Here is a 20044-nt window from a genome sequence, read left to right as displayed (position 1 = left end):
CCGGTGCTCAGACGGCGCGGTTGCGGCGCCGGGCCAGTTCGTCGGCGGGGTTGTGTCCGACGAGGGTCTCCCCCGTGTCCACACGCTCCCCGTGCAACTGGGACAGAGCCGCGTCCACGTCCCGCCACACCACGCCGACGGCGATGCCGAAGACGCCCTGGCCGCCCTGGAGGAGGTTCACGACCTCGTCCGGCGAGCAGCACTCGTAGACGGTGGCGCCGTCGCTCATCAGCGTCATGCGTTCGAGGTCCTGGAATCCGCGGGCCCTCAGATGCTGCACCGTGGTGCGGATGTTCTGGAGTGCGACGCCCGTGTCCAGGAATCGCTTCACGATCTTGAGGAGCACCACGTCCCGGAAGCTGTAGAGACGCTGGGTGCCCGAGCCGTACGCCGGCCGGACGCTCGGTTCGACCAGTCCCGTGCGGGCCCAGTAGTCGAGCTGCCGGTAGGTGATCCCGGCCGCCGCGCACGCCGTCGGCCCGCGGTAGCCGATGTCGTTCGCCCCTGCGACGCCGTCCGACACCGGGACCACCGTATGAACCGGTTGCCTGATGGTGTGGTCGGCCCCACTGCCGTGCTGCGGATACGGCCCGCCCGCCGCCGCACCGTCGCCGCTGCTTCTCACGCCGACCTCCGTCCTTGACCTGCCCCCTCGAAGGTAGGCAGTCACCGGGGGTGCGTCAACGATCGCCACACTCGGCACGCCGAGTGATAATCACCCTGAGGGTGGTTTCCCGTGACGTCGGACCGGGAAGGGCTTGTCGGATGCGCGCCCGCCGCCGGTCCCCCGGGCCGTGTCCGGCGATTCGCGTCGGACTTCGCCCGCCCGGCGAGAAGGGGCGGACACGGCCCGGGGGTCACTGGCTGTTGGTACCGAAGTCCTCGGGCGAGATCTGGTCGAGGAACTCGCGGAACTTCTCGACCTCGTCCTCCTGCTCGTCCGGGATCGCGATCCCCGCGTCGTCGAGCACCCCGTCGCTGCCGTAGATCGGCGTGCCGGTGCGCAGTGCCAGCGCTATGGCGTCGGACGGCCGCGCGCTCACCTCCACGCCGCTGGCGAAGACGAGCTCCGCGTAGAAGATCCCGTCCCGGATGTCCGTGATCCTGACCTCGGTAAGCTCTTGGCCGACCGCGTCGAGGACATCCTTGAAAAGGTCATGGGTCAGCGGCCTCGCAGGGGCCATCCCCTGCTGGGCGAAGGCGATGGCCGTGGCCTCGCCGGGACCGATCCAGATGGGGAGGTACCGGTCGCCTCCCACTTCACGCAGGAGAACGATCGGTTGATTGGAGGGCATTTCCACCCGGACACCGACAACGTCGAGCTCGTTCACACAGCAACCCTAGGACGTGCTCGCCATGTTTGGGTAGTCGGGCTCCGCCCGGGTCAGTGGGAACGAATGCGCAGAGCGGTCTGAACGAGCGCCGCGTGCAGCCGTACGGACAGCTCGGCGAGCTCCTGCGCGGTGGCCTCGGCACGTGCTCTGGTCTGCGGATTCCGGTGCCGGCGCAGGGGCGCCACCACCTGTTCGACGAGCCCGGCCTCCCGCTCCGCCGCGGCCCTCACGGCACGCAGATGGCGGGGCTCCAGCCCGAATCGGCCGAGGTCGGAGACGAGTTTGGCGACGTTCACCGCTTCGGCGTCGTACCCGCCCTCGGGCTCGGGCACGATGAGGCCGTAGGACTCCCATTCGGTGAGCTGCCGCTCGTCCGCACCGGTGACGGCGAGGAGCTCGGCGCGGCCGATACGCGCCGCGGTGGGCGCCCCGGCCGCGGCGTCCCAGCAGCTGTCCGCGAGGTCCTTCTGGCCCCCCGGGGAGGGCAGGGCCGCCTGCTCCCCCCGGGCCAGGGCGTCCAGATACTCCCGGATGACCTTCAGGGGGAGGTAGTGGTCCCGTTGCATGCGCAGCACCTGCGCGAGCTTCTCCACGTCTTCGGAACTGAACTTCCGGTATCCGGAAGGCGTCCGTTCCGGCTCGACGAGTCCTTCCGCCTCCAGGAAGCGGATCTTCGAAATCGTGACTTCCGGAAACTCCTCGCGGAGCTGGGCGAGTACCGCGCCGATGCTCATCGCACGCCGGTCCGCGGCGGCGGTGCCGTTTCCGGCACCGCCCTGGGATGTTCGCAGCATGGGCCTTCCCGGGGTTCCCCCGGACGTGGTGGTCCGGGGCAGGGTCACACGCTCCGCTGGCTCGCGTAGAAGACCAGCCGGTACTTGCCGATCTGGACTTCGTCACCATTGGTCAGCGCGACGGAATCGATGCGCTCGCGGTTGACGTAGGTGCCGTTCAGGCTGCCGACGTCTCCCACGGTGAAGCTACCGTCCGCACCCCTGCGGAACTCCACATGACGCCGCGACACGGTCACGTCGTCCAGGAAGATGTCGCTCTGCGGGTGACGGCCGGCCGTCGTGAGGTCGCCGTCCAGCAGGAAGCGGCTGCCCGAGTTCGGGCCGCGGCGGACCACCAGGAGCGCGCTGCCCCCGGGCAGCGCGTCCACGGCCGCCTGCGCCTCCGGGGAGAGCGACGGCAGCATGGTCTGACCGGTGACCTCGGCGTCGTACGCCTCCAGTCCGGAGATGGAGATCGTCGACGTGGTCTCGGAGGCGCGCTCGGGGATTCCGCCCTTCAGCGGCGCGCCGCAGTTGGAGCAGAACCGGCTCGTCGCCGGGTTCCGGTGACCGCACCTCGTGCAGAGGGCGACACCCGACCCCGCCGGGGCGGGGTGGAATCCGGTGCTCGGCCCGGAGTCCGAAAGACCTATGCCGGAGGCACCCGCCTGCGCTCCGGAGCCGTCGCCCGAGGCGGACAACTCGTCGCGGAAGAGAGGACGCTCGACGCCCTGCTCCTCGTCCTGGCCGTGCCGCGGCGCGCGATGGCGGGCAGCACTGTTGCTGTCCTCGCGTGCGCTCTTTCCGAACAACTTCGCAAAAAACTTCACGGGCGATTCCCCTTGACCGACATAGACCCGCCCGTGGGGCAGGACGAACCCTGACTGAACACACCTGCCGACCCGGACATTCTCACAACGTCCGTATCCACCCGACAGTTTCCACCACGCACCATGGATACGGTGCGGCGACCCCCCGTAACCCCGCACACCTGCTTGGAGTTGCGAAGGGCCTTGCCCCGCCGGTGGACCACCTACGACGACGACCGAGCGTAGTCAGGCTGCTTCGCAGGTCGCAAGGCGTCCACCACAATGTCGTCGGCCCGTTCCACCACCGCGGTCGCCTGCTCCTTCTCCAGCGTCTGGACCACCCCGCCCGGAATGTTGAGCGCCGGCTCCAGATCCTGGGGCCTGCCGATGACCTCGAAGGCATAGGGCGCCGCGACCGCGTGGCCGTCGACCTTCACGGCTCCCGCGTCCCCGGAGAAGTACGTACTGGCGACCACGCGCACCCCGTTGACCTCGATGGCCTCGGCACCGGCCGCACGGAGCTCCTGGATGGCGTCCAGCAGCATGTCCGGGGCGACCGACTTGGTCGGGTCGTCGATGGTGAGCGTGATTCCCGGCCCGTGGGCCGCGACGGTACCCGCGAGGATACCCAGTTGCCGCTCCTTCTCCAGCGTCTGCTTGCGCGCCTCCTCCGCCTGGTCGGAACTGTTCTCCAGTTCCGTGCGCTGGGCGTCGAGGCGCTGTTTCTCGTCCTCCAGCCGCTGGGTCCGGTCGTCGACCTCGTCGAGGATGCGGACCAGGTCCTCCTGGCGCGCGCCGCGCAGGGCGCTGTCGTCGTTGGTGGACCGCACCTGGATCGCCAGACCCAGCCCCAGGCCGAACAGCAGCAGCGCCACCACGAGTTGGGCCCGGGTCACCCTGGGCGGCCAGAGCCCGGCGAGCAGCCGTTGGCGTCCGCTCAGCCCGTTCCTCTCCGGAGGGTGTGCGGCACTCGTCCGCGGAGCCGGGCCGTCGGCCGCTCCGTCGCGGGTCATCTCTTCGTCGCTCATCGGCGTCAGGCCCGGAAGACGTGCCGACGGATGGCGGCGGCATTGGAGAAGATGCGAATACCCAGCACGACGACCACGCCCGTCGACAACTGCGCGCCCACGCCGAGCTTGTCGCCGAGGAAGACGATGAGCGCGGCCACCACGACGTTGGACAGGAACGACACGACGAACACCTTGTCGACGAAGATCCCGTCGAGCATCGCGCGCAGTCCGCCGAAGACCGCGTCCAGCGCGGCCACCACGGCGATCGGGAGGTAGGGCTCGACCACCGCCGGCACCTCGGGCCGGACGAACAGTCCGACCACGACTCCCACGACGAGGCCCAGTACGGCGATCACGATGTGCCCTTCCCTGCGTCTGCCGCACCACTGCCGGTGTCTGCGGCCTTCGGTTCTGCTGTGCGTACGATCAGACTCGGCGCGGCCGGGAGCCGTACCTTCTTCTGGTCGGACAGGCTGGTACGGATGTCGAACCCGTCGTGCAGGGCCTGGAGGTACTGGCCGTCCGCACTGGACCGGAACGTCTCGGCAAGCGTCTTGCCGTCCCCCACCGCGAGCACCGTATAGGGCGGTACGAGCGGCCTGTTGTCGACAAGTATGGCGTCCCCGGCGGCACGGATCGCCGAAAGGGCCGTCAGCCGCTGTCCGTTGATGGAGACGGCTTCCGCGCCTGACTCCCAGAGACCGTTGACGACCCGCTGCATGTCCCGGTCCCGCACCCGGCCGGTGTCCGAGAACCCGCTGGTGCCGCGCGGCCCGTCGTCGCCCAGGTCGGTCTCGTCGGCGTCGTCCACGACGAGTTTCACGCCGGGGCCCTCGACGGGGGTGGCCCCGGAGAGCAGGGCCACCAGTTCGCCCTGGTCCCCGCCGTGCTGGAGGAGGGCCGCGCGCTGCCGCTCCCCGACGTCCCCGCGGAGCTTCTCCACCTCGGTTTCGAGGGAGTCGGCCGCGTCGGTCTCGCCGTCGATGCGGTCGATGAGTTCCTGGCGCTCCTTGGCCACGACCGGCGCGGACACCCTGGCCTGCGCGGCGCCGAGGGTGACGACGAGAGCGATGAGTACGAGGCCGGCGGCGAGACCGAGCTTGGCCCGCGTCTTGCGGGGCAGACCCGCGGTCCCGTCGTCCTCGCGGCGTGCGGCGGCCTCGGCGTACCCCTCGTCCAGGCTGTGGTCCATGACATGGGTCAGCAGCGACATGGAGGCGTCGAGGCGGGGAGGCCGAGCGGACGTACTCCGTTCGGGGGGCGGCTGCGGCATGCCGCACATCGTCGCACGTCACCCCGGCTACCGCCGAATGGGCCTGACCACACGGTCCGGGGAGCCCGCGGCGTACGGCAGGCTCCCCGGAAACCGGTGCGGTGCGGGGATCAGTCCCCGGCGCTGTCGACGACCGCGGCCCACTCGTCCAGGAGCAGTTGGGCGGAGGCGTCGTCGGGACCCTCGGCCCACAGGTGGGTGACGGCTTCGGCCGGGTCCGGGAGGACCATGACCCAGCGGCCGTCCGCCTCGACGACACGGACGCCGTCGGTGGTGTCCACGTCCCTGTCACCCGCGGCCTCGACCACCCGGCGCATCACGAGCCCCTTGACCGCCCAGGGGGTGGCCAGGTCACGGCGGAGCACGTGGGCGCGCGGGATGCGGTCGTCGATCTGGCTCAGGGTGAGCTGGGTGCGGGCGATCAGTCCGATGAGCCGGACGAAGGCGGCCGATCCGTCGAAGACGCTGCTGAACTCCGGGACGATGAATCCACCGCGTCCGTCGCCGCCGAAGATCGTGTTCTCCTCGCGGCCGACCCGGGTCAGGTCGTCGGGTGAGGTCGTCGTCCACTCCACCTGGGTGCCGTGGTACGCGGCCACCTGTTCGGCGACTCTCGTGGTCGTCACCGGCAGCGCCACCCGCCCGCTCCGCCGCTCGGCGGCCACCAGGTCGAGCATGACCAGCAGCGCGCGGTCGTCCTCGATGATCCTGCCTCGCTCGTCGACGAGGGAGAGCCGCTCGCCGACCGGGTCGAACCGCACGCCGAACGCGGCGCGCGCCGACGAGACGATCTCGCCGAGCCGGACCAGTCCGGCACGTCGTGTCTCGGCGGACTCGGTCGGCCGGGACTCGTCGAGTCCCGGGTTGATGGTGAGCGAGTCCACGCCGAGCCGTCCGAGCAGGCTGGGCAGGACGAGCCCCGCGCTGCCGTTGGAGGCGTCGACCACCACCTTCAGACCCGAATCGGCGATCCCGGTCGTGTCGACGTTACGGAGCAGGGAGCCCGTGTACGAGTCGAACACGCTCGACGGGAAGTGCAGGTCCCCGATCTCGCCGGGAAAGGCCCTGCGGTACTCCTGCCGGGCGTAGACGCGGTCCAGCTTCCGTTGCTGTGCCTGCGAGAGGTCGGCGCCGCGCTCGTCGAAGAACATGATGTCGACGGAGTCGGGGACACCGGGTGACGTCCTGATCATGATGCCGCCGGCGCTGCCGCGGGCCGTCTGCTGACGGGCCACGGGCAGCGGCACGTTCTCCAGGTCGCGTACGTCGATGGCGCTCGCCTGGAGGGCCGAGATGACCGCGCGCTTCAGTGCCCGGGCGCCTCGCGAGTGGTCTCGCGCGGTGGTGACGGTCGCCCCCTTCTTCAGCGTGGTGGCGTAGGCGCCCGCGAGACGGACCGCGAGTTCCGGGGTGATTTCGACGTTCAGGATGCCGGAGACACCGCGGGCTCCGAAAAGGTGGGCCTGTCCGCGCGACTCCCAGATGACCGAGGTGTTGACGAAGGCGCCGGCCTCGATGGTCTTGAAGGGGTAGACCCGCACATTCCCCTGGATGATCGATTCTTCTCCGACGAGGCATTCGTCGCCGATCACGGCGCCGTCCTCGATGCGGGCGGCTCGCATGACATCGGTGTTCTTACCGATCACGCAGCCGCGCAGATTGCTGTGGGAGCCGATGAACACGTTGTCGTGGACCACGGCTCGGTGCAGGAAGGCGCCCGACTTGACCACGACGTTCGACCCGATGACGGTGTGCTCCCGGATCTCGACGTCCGCCTCGACCTTGGCGTAGTCACCGATGTAGAGGGGGCCGCGCAGGACGGCGTCCGGATGGACCTCGGCACCTTCCGCCACCCATACGCCGGGGGCGATCTCGAAGCCGTCCAGTTCGACGTCGACCTTGCGCTCCAGCACGTCGGCCTGGGCCTTCACATAGCTTTCGTGCGTGCCCACGTCCTCCCAGTAGCCCTCGGCCACATAGCCGTAGATCGGCTTGCCCTCCTTCATGAGCTGAGGGAAGACGTCGCCGGACCAGTCCACGGAGGTGTCGGCCTGGACGTAGTCGAAGACCTCGGGCTCCATGACGTAGATACCCGTGTTGACGGTGTCCGAGAACACCTGACCCCACGTGGGCTTCTCCAGGAACCGCTCGACCTGGCCTTCCTCGTCCACGATCGTGATCCCGAATTCCAGCGGATTGGGGACTCGCGTCAGGCAGACGGTGACCAGTCCGCCCTTCGCTTTGTGGAAGGCGATGAGATCGGTGAGGTCGAAATCGGTCAGAGCGTCGCCAGAAATGACGAGGAAGGTGTCGTCCTTCAGCGCGTCCTCGGCGTTCTTCACGCTTCCTGCGGTGCCGAGTGGCTTCTCCTCATTGGCGTAGGTGAGCTCCATTCCGAGCTCTTCCCCGTCCCCGAAATAGTTCTTGACGAGGGAGGCCAAGAACTGGACGGTCACCACGGTCTCATTGAGCCCGTGCCGCTTCAGCAGTCGGAGCACATGCTCCATGATCGGCCGGTTGGCCACAGGAAGAAGCGGCTTGGGCATGCTTGAGGTCATCGGGCGAAGGCGTGTGCCCTCGCCGCCAGCCATCACGACGGCCTTCATGTCGGAAACGTCCTCCTAGAGACGACGGTTAAGCCGACTTCGCCCGTCGGGCGCCATCGAGAGGCATCTGCCGCGGTCCGGCCACACTGCACGGCACCGCTTCAACGAGCTCAATCGGCTGTTGCGTCCGCCTTGACCAGACGGCGGACTTGAACCACGTAGAGGAGTCCTGCCCACCAATACAGAGTTGTACCCCACCCGGCGAACGCCCATCCGAAAACTGCGGCCAACGTTTCAAGCCAACCACTTCCGTCGCTGAGCAGCAACAAGGGGAAGGCGTACATCAGGTTGAACGTTGCAGCTTTCCCGAGGAAGTTCACCTGGGGCGGCGGATAACCGTGCCGGCGGAGGATGCCGACCATCACCAGGAGCATCAACTCCCGGGCCACGAGCGCGGCCGTGAGCCAGAGCGGCAGGATCTCGCGCCAGGTGAGCCCGACGAGAGTGGAAAGGATATAGAGCCTGTCCGCGGCCGGGTCCAGGAGCCGCCCGAGGCTGCTGATCTGGTTCCAACGGCGGGCGAGCTTGCCGTCGAGGTAGTCGCTGATGCCGCTCAGCGCGAGTACCAACAGCGCCCAGCCGTCGCTCTGCGGGCCGCCGAACACCGGGCGAAGGATCAGCCACAGGAAAAGCGGTACCCCGACAAGGCGAGCCATGCTGAGGATGTTGGGGATGGTGAGGACCCGGTCCGTCTGAACCCGAGTCTCCTGGACCTCCACCCGGGGGCCTCCTGTGTGAAGAAATGTGCCAATGATGCCCCCTGACCCTACCGTCAGGCACCGCATGCAGGTGCGGCAGGGGTCGGAAAACACCCCCGAACGCAGAAAACCCCCGTGCCACAAGGCACGGGGGTCTCCCGGAAAAATTGTTCGGCGGCGTCCTACTCTCCCACAGGGTCCCCCCTGCAGTACCATCGGCGCTGAAAGGCTTAGCTTCCGGGTTCGAAATGTAACCGGGCGTTTCCCTAACGCAATGACCACCGAAACACTATGAAATTAACCAACCGGATGAAAACACGGCGGTTGTTATTTCAGAACCAACACAGTGGACGCGAGCAACTGAGGACAAGCCCTCGGCCTATTAGTACCAGTCAGCTCCACCCGTTACCGGGCTTCCACATCTGGCCTATCAACCCAGTCGTCTACTGGGAGCCTTAACCCCTCAAAGGGGGTGGGAATACTCATCTCGAAGCAGGCTTCCCGCTTAGATGCTTTCAGCGGTTATCCTTTCCGAACGTAGCCAACCAGCCATGCCCTTGGCAGGACAACTGGCACACCAGAGGTTCGTCCGTCCCGGTCCTCTCGTACTAGGGACAGCCCTTCTCAATATTCCTACGCGCACAGCGGATAGGGACCGAACTGTCTCACGACGTTCTAAACCCAGCTCGCGTACCGCTTTAATGGGCGAACAGCCCAACCCTTGGGACCGACTCCAGCCCCAGGATGCGACGAGCCGACATCGAGGTGCCAAACCATCCCGTCGATATGGACTCTTGGGGAAGATCAGCCTGTTATCCCCGGGGTACCTTTTATCCGTTGAGCGACAGCGCTTCCACAAGCCACTGCCGGATCACTAGTCCCGACTTTCGTCCCTGCTCGACCCGTCGGTCTCACAGTCAAGCTCCCTTGTGCACTTACACTCAACACCTGATTGCCAACCAGGCTGAGGGAACCTTTGGGCGCCTCCGTTACTCTTTAGGAGGCAACCGCCCCAGTTAAACTACCCATCAGACACTGTCCCTGATCCGGATCACGGACCGAGGTTAGACATCCAGCACGACCAGAGTGGTATTTCAACGGCGACTCCACAACCACTGGCGTGGCCGCTTCAAAGTCTCCCACCTATCCTACACAAGCCGAACCGAACACCAATATCAAACTGTAGTAAAGGTCCCGGGGTCTTTCCGTCCTGCTGCGCGAAACGAGCATCTTTACTCGTAGTGCAATTTCACCGGGCCTATGGTTGAGACAGTCGAGAAGTCGTTACGCCATTCGTGCAGGTCGGAACTTACCCGACAAGGAATTTCGCTACCTTAGGATGGTTATAGTTACCACCGCCGTTTACTGGCGCTTAAGTTCTCAGCTTCGCCGACCCGAAAGTCAGCTAACCGGTCCCCTTAACGTTCCAGCACCGGGCAGGCGTCAGTCCGTATACATCGCCTTACGGCTTCGCACGGACCTGTGTTTTTAGTAAACAGTCGCTTCTCGCTGGTCTCTGCGGCCACCCCCAGCTCACCGAGTAAATCGGATCACCAGTGATGGCCCCCCTTCTCCCGAAGTTACGGGGGCATTTTGCCGAGTTCCTTAACCATAGTTCACCCGAACGCCTCGGTATTCTCTACCTGACTACCTGAGTCGGTTTAGGGTACGGGCCGCCATGAAACTCGCTAGAGGCTTTTCTCGACAGCATAGGATCATCCACTTCGCCACAATCGGCTCGGCATCAGGTCTCAGCCTTAACGTGTGACGGATTTGCCTACCACACGGCCTACACCCTTACCCCGGGACAACCACCGCCCGGGCTGGACTACCTTCCTGCGTCACCCCATCGCTTACCTACTACAAGTCTGGTTCATCGGCTCCACCACTACCCTCAACTCCGAAGAGATCGGGCCGGCTTCACGGACTTAGCATCGCCTGATTCAGTACTGGGCGTTTCAAAGCGGGTACCGGAATATCAACCGGTTGTCCATCGACTACGCCTGTCGGCCTCGCCTTAGGTCCCGACTTACCCTGGGCAGATCAGCTTGACCCAGGAACCCTTAGTCAATCGGCGCACACGTTTCTCACGTGTGTATCGCTACTCATGCCTGCATTCTCACTCGTGAACCGTCCACAACTCGCTTCCGCGGCTGCTTCACCCGGCACACGACGCTCCCCTACCCATCCCAGCCCCCGTTGGGGGTATGTGCTGGAATGACACGACTTCGGCGGTACGCTTGAGCCCCGCTACATTGTCGGCGCGGAATCACTTGACCAGTGAGCTATTACGCACTCTTTCAAGGGTGGCTGCTTCTAAGCCAACCTCCTGGTTGTCTCTGCGACTCCACATCCTTTCCCACTTAGCGTACGCTTAGGGGCCTTAGTCGATGCTCTGGGCTGTTTCCCTCTCGACCATGGAGCTTATCCCCCACAGTCTCACTGCCGCGCTCTCACTTACCGGCATTCGGAGTTTGGCTAAGGTCAGTAACCCGTTGGGGCCCATCGCCTATCCAGTGCTCTACCTCCGGCAAGAAACACACGACGCTGCACCTAAATGCATTTCGGGGAGAACCAGCTATCACGGAGTTTGATTGGCCTTTCACCCCTAACCACAGGTCATCCCCCAGGTTTTCAACCCTGGTGGGTTCGGTCCTCCACGAAGTCTTACCTCCGCTTCAACCTGCCCATGGCTAGATCACTCCGCTTCGGGTCTAGAGCGTGCAACTCAATCGCCCTATTCGGACTCGCTTTCGCTACGGCTTCCCCACACGGGTTAACCTCGCTACACACCGCTAACTCGCAGGCTCATTCTTCAAAAGGCACGCAGTCACGACTGCATGTGCAAGCACATACAGCGACGCTCCCACGGCTTGTAGGCACACGGTTTCAGGTACTATTTCACTCCGCTCCCGCGGTACTTTTCACCATTCCCTCACGGTACTATCCGCTATCGGTCACCAGGGAATATTTAGGCTTAGCGGGTGGTCCCGCCAGATTCACACGGGATTTCTCGGGCCCCGTGTTACTTGGGTGTCTCTCAAACGAGCCGTTGATGTTTCAGCTACGGGGGTCTTACCCTCTACGCCGGACCTTTCGCATGTCCTTCGCCTACATCAACGGTTTCTGACTCGTCTCACAGCCGGCAGACTGTGAAAGAGAGATCCCACAACCCCGCATGCGCAACCCCTGCCGGGTATCACACACATACGGTTTGGCCTGATCCAGTTTCGCTCGCCACTACTCCCGGAATCACGGTTGTTTTCTCTTCCTGAGGGTACTGAGATGTTTCACTTCCCCTCGTTCCCTCCACACTGCCTATGTGTTCAGCAGCGGGTGACAGCCCATGACGACTGCCGGGTTTCCCCATTCGGAAACCCCCGGATCAAAGCTAGGTTGACAGCTCCCCGGGGACTATCGTGGCCTCCCACGTCCTTCATCGGTTCCTGGTGCCAAGGCATCCACCGTGCGCCCTTAAAAACTTGGCCACAGATGCTCGCGTCCACTGTGCAGTTCTCAAACAACAACCAGCCACCCATCACCCCGACCTCACGGCCGAGTTCACTGGGACCGGACTGAAGGCAGCCAATCGGCCGTACCCTCAGATACCCAACAACGTGCCCGACACGACCGATCCATCATTACTTTCCACGCCGAAGCAGTACTCGCAACAACCAACCAACCGTGCCGAATAGTCAACGTTCCACCCATGAGCAACCAGCACCGAACATTCGCCGGTGTACTGGCCTCTGACCAAACCGAAGCCTGGTAAGAAATGCTCCTTAGAAAGGAGGTGATCCAGCCGCACCTTCCGGTACGGCTACCTTGTTACGACTTCGTCCCAATCGCCAGTCCCACCTTCGACAGCTCCCTCCCACAAGGGGTTGGGCCACCGGCTTCGGGTGTTACCGACTTTCGTGACGTGACGGGCGGTGTGTACAAGGCCCGGGAACGTATTCACCGCAGCAATGCTGATCTGCGATTACTAGCAACTCCGACTTCATGGGGTCGAGTTGCAGACCCCAATCCGAACTGAGACCGGCTTTTTGAGATTCGCTCCGCCTCGCGGCATCGCAGCTCATTGTACCGGCCATTGTAGCACGTGTGCAGCCCAAGACATAAGGGGCATGATGACTTGACGTCGTCCCCACCTTCCTCCGAGTTGACCCCGGCAGTCTCCTGTGAGTCCCCATCACCCCGAAGGGCATGCTGGCAACACAGAACAAGGGTTGCGCTCGTTGCGGGACTTAACCCAACATCTCACGACACGAGCTGACGACAGCCATGCACCACCTGTATACCGACCACAAGGGGGCACCATCTCTGGCACTTTCCGGTATATGTCAAGCCTTGGTAAGGTTCTTCGCGTTGCGTCGAATTAAGCCACATGCTCCGCTGCTTGTGCGGGCCCCCGTCAATTCCTTTGAGTTTTAGCCTTGCGGCCGTACTCCCCAGGCGGGGAACTTAATGCGTTAGCTGCGGCACCGACGACGTGGAATGTCGCCAACACCTAGTTCCCAACGTTTACGGCGTGGACTACCAGGGTATCTAATCCTGTTCGCTCCCCACGCTTTCGCTCCTCAGCGTCAGTAATGGCCCAGAGATCCGCCTTCGCCACCGGTGTTCCTCCTGATATCTGCGCATTTCACCGCTACACCAGGAATTCCGATCTCCCCTACCACACTCTAGCTAGCCCGTATCGAATGCAGACCCGGGGTTAAGCCCCGGGCTTTCACATCCGACGTGACAAGCCGCCTACGAGCTCTTTACGCCCAATAATTCCGGACAACGCTTGCGCCCTACGTATTACCGCGGCTGCTGGCACGTAGTTAGCCGGCGCTTCTTCTGCAGGTACCGTCACTTTCGCTTCTTCCCTGCTGAAAGAGGTTTACAACCCGAAGGCCGTCATCCCTCACGCGGCGTCGCTGCATCAGGCTTTCGCCCATTGTGCAATATTCCCCACTGCTGCCTCCCGTAGGAGTCTGGGCCGTGTCTCAGTCCCAGTGTGGCCGGTCGCCCTCTCAGGCCGGCTACCCGTCGTCGCCTTGGTAGGCCATTACCCCACCAACAAGCTGATAGGCCGCGGGCTCATCCTTCACCGCCGGAGCTTTTAACCCCGTCCCATGCGGGACAGAGTGTTATCCGGTATTAGACCCCGTTTCCAGGGCTTGTCCCAGAGTGAAGGGCAGATTGCCCACGTGTTACTCACCCGTTCGCCACTAATCCACCCCGAAAGGCTTCATCGTTCGACTTGCATGTGTTAAGCACGCCGCCAGCGTTCGTCCTGAGCCAGGATCAAACTCTCCGTGAATGTTTTCCCGTAATCGGGATCACAACACGAGAGCGGAACGACCAGGTCGGAATATGACCGGTCGTTCACAGCGTCCTCGCTGTTGTTGCCCACCGGACCGTTAAGCACCGGTAGGACTTTTCAAAGGAACCACCAACCTGCCGAAGCAGGCCGGGGTATCAACATATCTGGCGTTGACTTTTGGCACGCTGTTGAGTTCTCAAGGAACGGACGCTTCCTTCGGTCCCGTTTCACCGGGGCCCTCCGGGCGCTTCCCTTCGTTCTTGCGTTTCCGACTCTATCAGACTCTTATCGGTCCGATTCCCGGTCGAAGCGGGTCAAGCGATTTTTGCTTTCCAGTTCTTCGCTTTCGCGTTTCCCTTTCCGGCGAGTACGACTCTATCAGGCATTTCTTTTCCCTCCGACCCGGCCACCGCAGGCATGCGGAAGCCCGATCCGGGCAAGGTTTCGCTGGAGAGTCGCCACCGACCCCAGGACACGAAGTCGCGGCGGGGTCAAGCAGGTTTACGACAGTACAGCCTCGCCGGGAGACGAGGCAAATCGCTCCCGGTGCACTTCTACGTCAGCCAAACGGGACATCTCAGGCAGAACCATGACTTAACATGACCTACTCTGCTGAGGAGTACGCCGCCCTGCGACATGAAGCGGGGGTGGTCGTCGAGCAGGCACACCCCAGCTCCACCTCCCGGAGGCATCCATGACCCACGTGACGTCCCCCCTCAGCGGACAGGCCATCGGACTGGCCGCGGTCCCCGACCCGGTCTTCTCGGGCGCGATGGTGGGACCCGGCACGGCCATCGACCCCGTGCGGGAGCCCGGCGAGGCGGTCTCGCCGGTCGACGGCGTCGTGGTTTCCCTGCACCCGCACGCGTTCGTGGTGGTGGACGGCGAGGGACACGGTGTACTGACGCACCTGGGCATCGACACCGTCCAGCTCAACGGCGAGGGGTTCGAGCTCCTCATCAACAAGGGGGACACCGTCACACGCGGGCAGGCCGTCGTGCGGTGGAATCCGGTCGACGTCGAGGCGGCCGGGAAGTCTCCCATCTGTCCCGTCGTGGCCCTGGAGGCCACGGCCGACTCCCTCTCGGACCTCCTGGAGTCGGGTGAGGTGAAAGCGGGCGGCGCCCTTTTCGGCTGGCAGTGACCCTGCCTTTCCATGACGAGCCAGTCGGACGTACACCGCGGGGGTTCCGCCGCCGCACAACCGAAAGACGGGTGCAATGGAGACAACGCTGCGCGGCGTCGGCGTGAGCCACGGGGTGGCCATCGGCGAAGTCCGGCACATGGGGACGGCGGTGCTGGAGCCGCCGGTCAGGCAGATCCTCCCGGAGGAGACGGAACGGGAGAAGGGGCGCGCCCGCCAGGCCGTGGAGGCTGTCGCGGCCGACCTGGTCGCACGTGGCAATCTCGCCGGCGGCGAGGCGCAGGGGGTACTGGAGGCGCAGGCCATGATGGCGCAGGACCCCGAGCTGATGGCCGACGTCGAACGGCGCATCGCTGAGGGGAGCACGGCTGAGCGCGGTCTGTACGACGCGTTCGCCGCCTACCGCGCGCTGCTGGCCAACGCCGGGGAGTACCTCGCGGGGCGGGTCGCCGACCTCGACGACGTACGCAATCGGATCGTGGCCCGGCTGCTCGGGGTGCCGATGCCGGGGGTGCCGGACAGCGACCATCCTTACGTGCTCATCGCGCGCGATCTGGCTCCGGCCGACACCGCGCTGCTCGATCCGGCGCTGGTGCTCGGTTTCGTCACCGAGGAGGGCGGGCCGACCAGCCACAGCGCCATCCTCGCGCGCGCTCTCGGGGTGCCGGCCGTGGTCGCGCTGCCTGGTGCGGGCGAGCTGGCCGAAGGCGTGGTGGTGGCGGTCGACGGCGGCACCGGAGAGGTCTTCGTCGAACCCAGCACCGAAAAGCGGGCCGCTCTGGAGGGCGCGGAGGCGGCGCGCGAGGCGGCGCTCGCCGCCTCCAGCGGCCCGGGTGCCACCTCGGACGGGCACAAGATGCCGCTGCTGGCCAACATCGGCGGCCCGGGCGACGTACCGGCGGCGGTGGAAGCGGGCGCGGAGGGCGTCGGGCTCTTCCGCACGGAGTTCCTGTTCCTGGACGACAGCGAGCAGGCGCCCTCCGAGGAGAAGCAGATCGCGGCGTACCGCGCGGTGCTGGAGGCGTTTCCCGAGGGCCGGGTCGTCGTCCGGGTGCTCGATGCCGGCGCGGACAAGCCGCTGGCCTTCCTCACCCCGGCCGACGAGCCGAACCCGGCGCTCGGGGTGCGGGGGCTGCGCAGCCTGCTGGACCACCCCGACGTCCTGCGCACCCAGCTGACCGCGCTGTCCAAGGCCGCCGAGGGGCAGTCGGCCCAGCTGGAGGTGATGGCTCCGATGGTCGCCGACCGCACCGACGCGAAGCACTTCGCCGACGCCTGCCGCGAGGCGGGACTGGCGGCGAAGGTCGGGGCGATGGTGGAGATCCCGTCCGCCGCGCTCCGGGCCCGCTCGGTTCTCCAGGAGGTGGAGTTCCTCTCGCTCGGCACCAACGACCTGGCGCAGTACACCTTCGCCGCCGACCGGCAGGTGGGCGCGGTGTCCCGGTTGCAGGACCCGTGGCAGCCGGCGCTCCTGGACCTGGTGGCGCTGTCGGCGGACGGGGCGCGCGCCGAGGGCAGGAGTTGCGGAGTCTGCGGTGAGGCCGCGGCCGATCCACTGCTCGCCTGCGTGCTGACGGGACTCGGGGTCACCTCGTTGTCGATGGGCGCCGCCTCCCTCCCCTACGTACGGGCGACGCTCTCGCAGTACACGTTGGCGCAGTGCGAGCGTGCCGCCGCCGCGGCGCGGGCGGCGGACTCCGCGGAGGATGCGCGGAGCGCTGCCCGGGCGGTGCTGGAGGGCGCGTGACGGCGCCCGGAGGCATGGGCGCATGGGGCTTCCCGCCGCAGTGGCGGGGAGCCCCGTACGTGTGTGGGGGCGGGTCAGTGGTGGGGCCGGGGTTCCTCGGCCCCGATGTCGAATCCCGCGCGGTAGTCCACGTCCGGTTCGGGGCCGACCGGTTCACCGGTCCCCGCGTCGGTGCAGTAGGCGGAGAACACCTCACCGGCGGTCAGCGGGAGGAGGCTGCCGCGGTCGAGCCGCCAGCCGTGCACGCGGTCCGGCGCACCGGGGGTGGTGGTGCGCAGGACGACTCCTCCTGGTGCCTCGAGTGCGACACCCACCGCGAGTACGGTCGCCAGCTCCGTCCCTTCGGCGGGTGAGAGAACTGGCGGGCGTCCGCCGTCCTGCCGGGTGTGGAGGACGGCGAGGAGCCGGTCATCGGTCGAGCGGATGGAGCAGACGATGTGGTGGGTGCCCGGACCGGCCGTCTCCAGCAGCCGGAGCAGCAGGTGCGAGGCGCGGTCGAAGGCGGCCCCGCCGATGTCCTGGCCGCAGTCGGCGCACGCGCCGAGGTCCGCCAGGAGCACGGTGGCGTACTCCCAGGTCGCGCGGCGCACGACGCGGGAGACGAGGAGTGGGAGGAGCCGGTCGAGCGGCTGCCCGGTGTAGGGGATCGTGGCACCGGCGGCCGCGATCTCGGCGGTGAAGCGGGTGCGGGCGTCGGCGCTGTCGGGGTCGAGCCGGTGTTCCGCGCAGAACTCGCCGAACTCGGCCGGGTCGAAGAGCGCGAGGCTGGTGTGGAGTCCCTCGGCCTCGAACCCCTGCAGCAGGCCTTCCACCTCCCGCAGGTAGGCGGCGTGGTCGTCGAACGGGAAGGTCTGGTAGGCGCGCATTGCCGCGAAGTCCTGCGGGTCGACCAGGACGCCGACAGTGCCGGGTACTTCGCGGCGCAGGGCGCGGCGGCCGGCCCGGGGCCGCCGGTCGGGCGGGGCCCCGGTGCGCCGGGTGCGTCGGGTGGTGCCGGCTGCGCGGTCGTCGCGGTCGGTGTGTCCGGTGCGGTTCATGAGCGGTGCTCCCCCTGGGTGCGGTCGAACTGTGCTCACTCAGCGTAACCAAGGGGTCTGACAACGGGTCGTTTCAGTGACGGGTGCGGGCCAGTTCGGCGTAGAAGGCCAGGAGGCCGACGTCGTCGATGGAGCCGGCGTTGACCGCCTTGTCCAGGGGCGTCCCCTGGAGGAGTCGTTTGACCGGGACCTCGATGCGCTTGCCGGTGAGGGTGTGCGGGATGGCGGGTACCTCGATGATCTCGTCGGGCACGTGGCGCGGGGAGAGGTTCTCACGGAGGGTGCACGCGATCGCGGTGCGCAGCCCGTCGTCGAGTTCGGCGCCGTCGGCGAGGTGGACGAAGAGCGGCATCCAGTAGCCGCCGTCGGGCTGTTCGACGCCCACGACGAGGGATTCGCGGATCTGCGGCAGCCGCTCGACGGCTTCGTAGATGTCAGCGGAGCCCATGCGTACGCCCTGGCGGTTGAGGGTGGAGTCGGAGCGGCCGTGGATGATCACGGAGCCGCGTGGGGTGAGGGTGATCCAGTCGCCGTGGCGCCAGACGCCGGGGTAGGTGTCGAAGTAACTGTCGTGGTACCGGCTGCCGTCCGGGTCGTTCCAGAAGCGCAACGGCATGGAGGGCATGGGCGCGGTGACGACGAGTTCGCCGACCTCCCCCAGGTGCGGCTCGCCCTCGGCGTCCCAGGACTGGAGGTCGGTGCCGAGGCAGGGTGCCTGGAGTTCGCCGATGTGGACGGGGAGGGTGGCGACGGCGCCGGCGAAGCAGCTGCAGACGTCGGTGCCGCCGCTGACGGAGGCGATCCAGAGGTCGTCGGTGATCTCTCCGTGCAGCCAGCGGAAACCGTCCGGGGGCAGCGGCGAGCCGGTGGTGGCCACGCACTGGACGCGGCTGAGGTCCAGGTCCCGCCCTGGGTGGGCGCCGGCTTTGCGGCAGGCCATGACGTAGGCGGCCGAGGTGCCGAAGAAGGTGGCTCCGGTCTGTTCGGCGACGCGCCACTGGGCACCGATGTCGGGGTGCCCGGGGCTGCCGTCGTACAGCACGACGGTGGTGCCGGTGAGGAGGCCGGAGACGAGGAAGTTCCACATCATCCAGCCGGTGGAGGTGTACCAGAAGAAGCGGTCCTCGGGGCCGAGGTCGCAGTGGAGTCCGAGCTGCTTGTAGTGCTCCAGCAGGATGCCGCCCTGGGACTGCACGATGGCCTTGGGCAGTCCGGTGGTGCCGGAGGAGTAGAGGACCCAGAGGGGGTGGGCGAAGGGGACCTGTTCGAAGCGGGGTTCGGTGTCGCCTGCGGTGAGGTCGCCCCACGCGAGGGTGCCTTCCGGGGCGGGGGTGCCGAGCAGCGGTACGTGGACGACGGCGCGCAGGGTGGGAAGGTCGCGGCGGAGTTCCGTGACGGTGGCGGTCCGGTCGTGTTCCTTGCCGCCGTAGCGGTAGCCGTCGACGGTGAACAGGACGACGGGTTCGACCTGCTGGAAGCGGTCGAGGACGCCGCGGGCGCCGAAGTCGGGGGCGCAGGAGGTCCAGACCCCGCCGACCGCGGCGGTGGCGAGGAAGGCGACGACGGCCTGCGGGATGTTCGGGAGGTAGCCGCTGACCCGGTCGCCGGGGGTGACGCCGAGGGCGCGCAGTTCCGCGGCGAGGGAGCCGACTTGGCGGCGGAGTTCGGACCAGCTCATCACCGCCTGGGCCTGTGTCTCGTCGACGTGGAAGAGCGCGGGTGCGTCGGCGCGCAGTGGGTCCTCGGCGGTGCGCAGGGCGTGTTCGGCGTAGTTGAGGGTGGCGCCGGGGAACCATTCGGCGCCGGGCATGGAGCGGTCCGCGAGGACGGTCTCGTACGGGGTGGAGAACCGGATGTCGAACCATTCGGCGACGGCCCGCCAGAAGGTGTCGAGTTCCTCGACGGACCAGCGGTGCAGCGTGGGATATCCGCCTTCGGCGGGGGCTCCGTGGTGTTCGGCCGCCCAGCTCTGGAAGCGTGTGACGGCCGCGGCGGCGACGCGTTCGGGGCCGGGCTGCCAGAGGGGGGCTTCGTCGGCTGCTGAGGTCATCGGGAGGCTCCTGGCTGACGGGTGCGCGGGTGGGCGTCCGGCGCTCACGGGCAGGGGGTGGTGTGCGTGAGCGACCGCCCTTGAGGACGATGCCATGTGATCGTCCCCGGCACCAGGGTCGGTCGGGCGGGTTCGGGACGTGGCGTCCCTCCGGCCGGTGCGGCGCCCGGACCGGGGCGTGCGTGTACGTCCGCCGGGCCCCGGGTGAACGGAAGTTGAACGAAACGCTCGCCCGGTTCGACTGGTGGC

General features: G+C 66.4%; 13 protein-coding genes and 3 rRNA genes. 2 read left to right on the top strand and 14 right to left on the bottom strand.

The genetic code is table 11. The features are described 5' to 3' along the window. Positions 1-7: 7 nt before the first annotated feature. From OHT52_RS27520 to OHT52_RS27465, 12 genes are all read right to left on the bottom strand, one after another. Positions 8-625 (bottom strand): MerR family transcriptional regulator, encoded by a 618-nt coding sequence (locus OHT52_RS27520; RefSeq protein ID WP_328722862.1) that lies wholly within the window; start codon positions 623-625, stop codon positions 8-10. 232 nt (positions 626-857) lie between these two features. Continuing rightward, a complete protein-coding gene (locus OHT52_RS27515; RefSeq protein WP_266702124.1) occupies positions 858-1331 on the bottom strand; it encodes a bifunctional nuclease family protein in 474 nt (157 codons plus the stop codon). 53 nt (positions 1332-1384) lie between these two features. Continuing rightward, positions 1385-2128 (bottom strand): transcriptional regulator FtsR, encoded by a 744-nt coding sequence (gene ftsR, locus OHT52_RS27510; protein WP_328722861.1) that lies wholly within the window; start codon positions 2126-2128, stop codon positions 1385-1387. 44 nt (positions 2129-2172) lie between these two features. Continuing rightward, entirely contained in the window at positions 2173-2937 is a 765-nt protein-coding gene (locus OHT52_RS27505; protein WP_328722860.1) for an FHA domain-containing protein, read from the bottom strand. Between the two features lie 203 nt (positions 2938-3140). After that, entirely contained in the window at positions 3141-3944 is an 804-nt protein-coding gene (locus OHT52_RS27500) for a DUF881 domain-containing protein (protein WP_328722859.1), read from the bottom strand. Positions 3945-3949: 5 nt separating this feature from the next. Further along, the gene (locus OHT52_RS27495; protein WP_031069011.1) at positions 3950-4282 is read right to left on the bottom strand and encodes a small basic family protein; all 333 of its coding nucleotides are present in this window, start codon (positions 4280-4282) and stop codon (positions 3950-3952) included. Further along, positions 4279-5199: a DUF881 domain-containing protein gene (locus tag OHT52_RS27490; protein WP_328722858.1), complete on the bottom strand. Its 921-nt coding sequence runs from the start codon at positions 5197-5199 to the stop codon at positions 4279-4281. Before OHT52_RS27490 ends, OHT52_RS27495 begins: the two co-directional genes overlap by 4 nt. A gap of 110 nt (positions 5200-5309) precedes the next feature. Continuing rightward, on the bottom strand, positions 5310-7805 hold the full coding sequence (locus tag OHT52_RS27485) for a mannose-1-phosphate guanyltransferase (RefSeq protein ID WP_328722857.1): 2496 nt from the start codon (positions 7803-7805) through the stop codon (positions 5310-5312). A 110-nt stretch (positions 7806-7915) separates the two neighbouring features. Next, positions 7916-8524: a CDP-alcohol phosphatidyltransferase family protein gene (locus OHT52_RS27480; protein WP_328722856.1), complete on the bottom strand. Its 609-nt coding sequence runs from the start codon at positions 8522-8524 to the stop codon at positions 7916-7918. A gap of 148 nt (positions 8525-8672) precedes the next feature. Continuing rightward, positions 8673-8789: ribosomal RNA gene (rrf, locus tag OHT52_RS27475) — 5S ribosomal RNA — on the bottom strand. Positions 8790-8865: 76 nt separating this feature from the next. After that, positions 8866-11991 (bottom strand): 23S ribosomal RNA (locus OHT52_RS27470). 298 nt (positions 11992-12289) lie between these two features. Further along, positions 12290-13814: ribosomal RNA gene (locus tag OHT52_RS27465) — 16S ribosomal RNA — on the bottom strand. The 16S, 23S and 5S rRNA genes sit together here, the layout of an rRNA operon. Before the next feature lie 697 nt (positions 13815-14511). Between OHT52_RS27465 and OHT52_RS27460 the strand changes: the two genes are divergently transcribed. Both OHT52_RS27460 and ptsP read left to right on the top strand, forming a co-directional pair. Continuing rightward, the gene (locus OHT52_RS27460; RefSeq protein ID WP_328722855.1) at positions 14512-14961 is read left to right on the top strand and encodes a PTS sugar transporter subunit IIA; all 450 of its coding nucleotides are present in this window, start codon (positions 14512-14514) and stop codon (positions 14959-14961) included. Positions 14962-15037: 76 nt separating this feature from the next. Beyond that, complete coding sequence (gene ptsP, locus OHT52_RS27455) at positions 15038-16708, top strand: phosphoenolpyruvate--protein phosphotransferase (protein ID WP_328722854.1); 1671 nt, start codon at positions 15038-15040, stop codon at positions 16706-16708. 74 nt (positions 16709-16782) lie between these two features. Here the strand turns inward: ptsP and OHT52_RS27450 are convergent, their stop codons facing one another. Both OHT52_RS27450 and OHT52_RS27445 read right to left on the bottom strand, forming a co-directional pair. After that, complete coding sequence (locus tag OHT52_RS27450) at positions 16783-17745, bottom strand: hypothetical protein (RefSeq protein WP_328722853.1); 963 nt, start codon at positions 17743-17745, stop codon at positions 16783-16785. A gap of 73 nt (positions 17746-17818) precedes the next feature. Further along, positions 17819-19795 carry an acetoacetate--CoA ligase gene (locus OHT52_RS27445; protein WP_328722852.1) on the bottom strand — a complete coding sequence of 659 codons (1977 nt, stop codon included), beginning with the start codon at positions 19793-19795 and terminating at the stop codon, positions 17819-17821. Positions 19796-20044 lie beyond the last annotated feature (249 nt).

The organism is Streptomyces sp. NBC_00247 (assembly GCF_036188265.1).
Taxonomy (GTDB): domain Bacteria; phylum Actinomycetota; class Actinomycetes; order Streptomycetales; family Streptomycetaceae; genus Streptomyces.
This window is presented reverse-complemented; position numbering and strand designations above follow the sequence as displayed.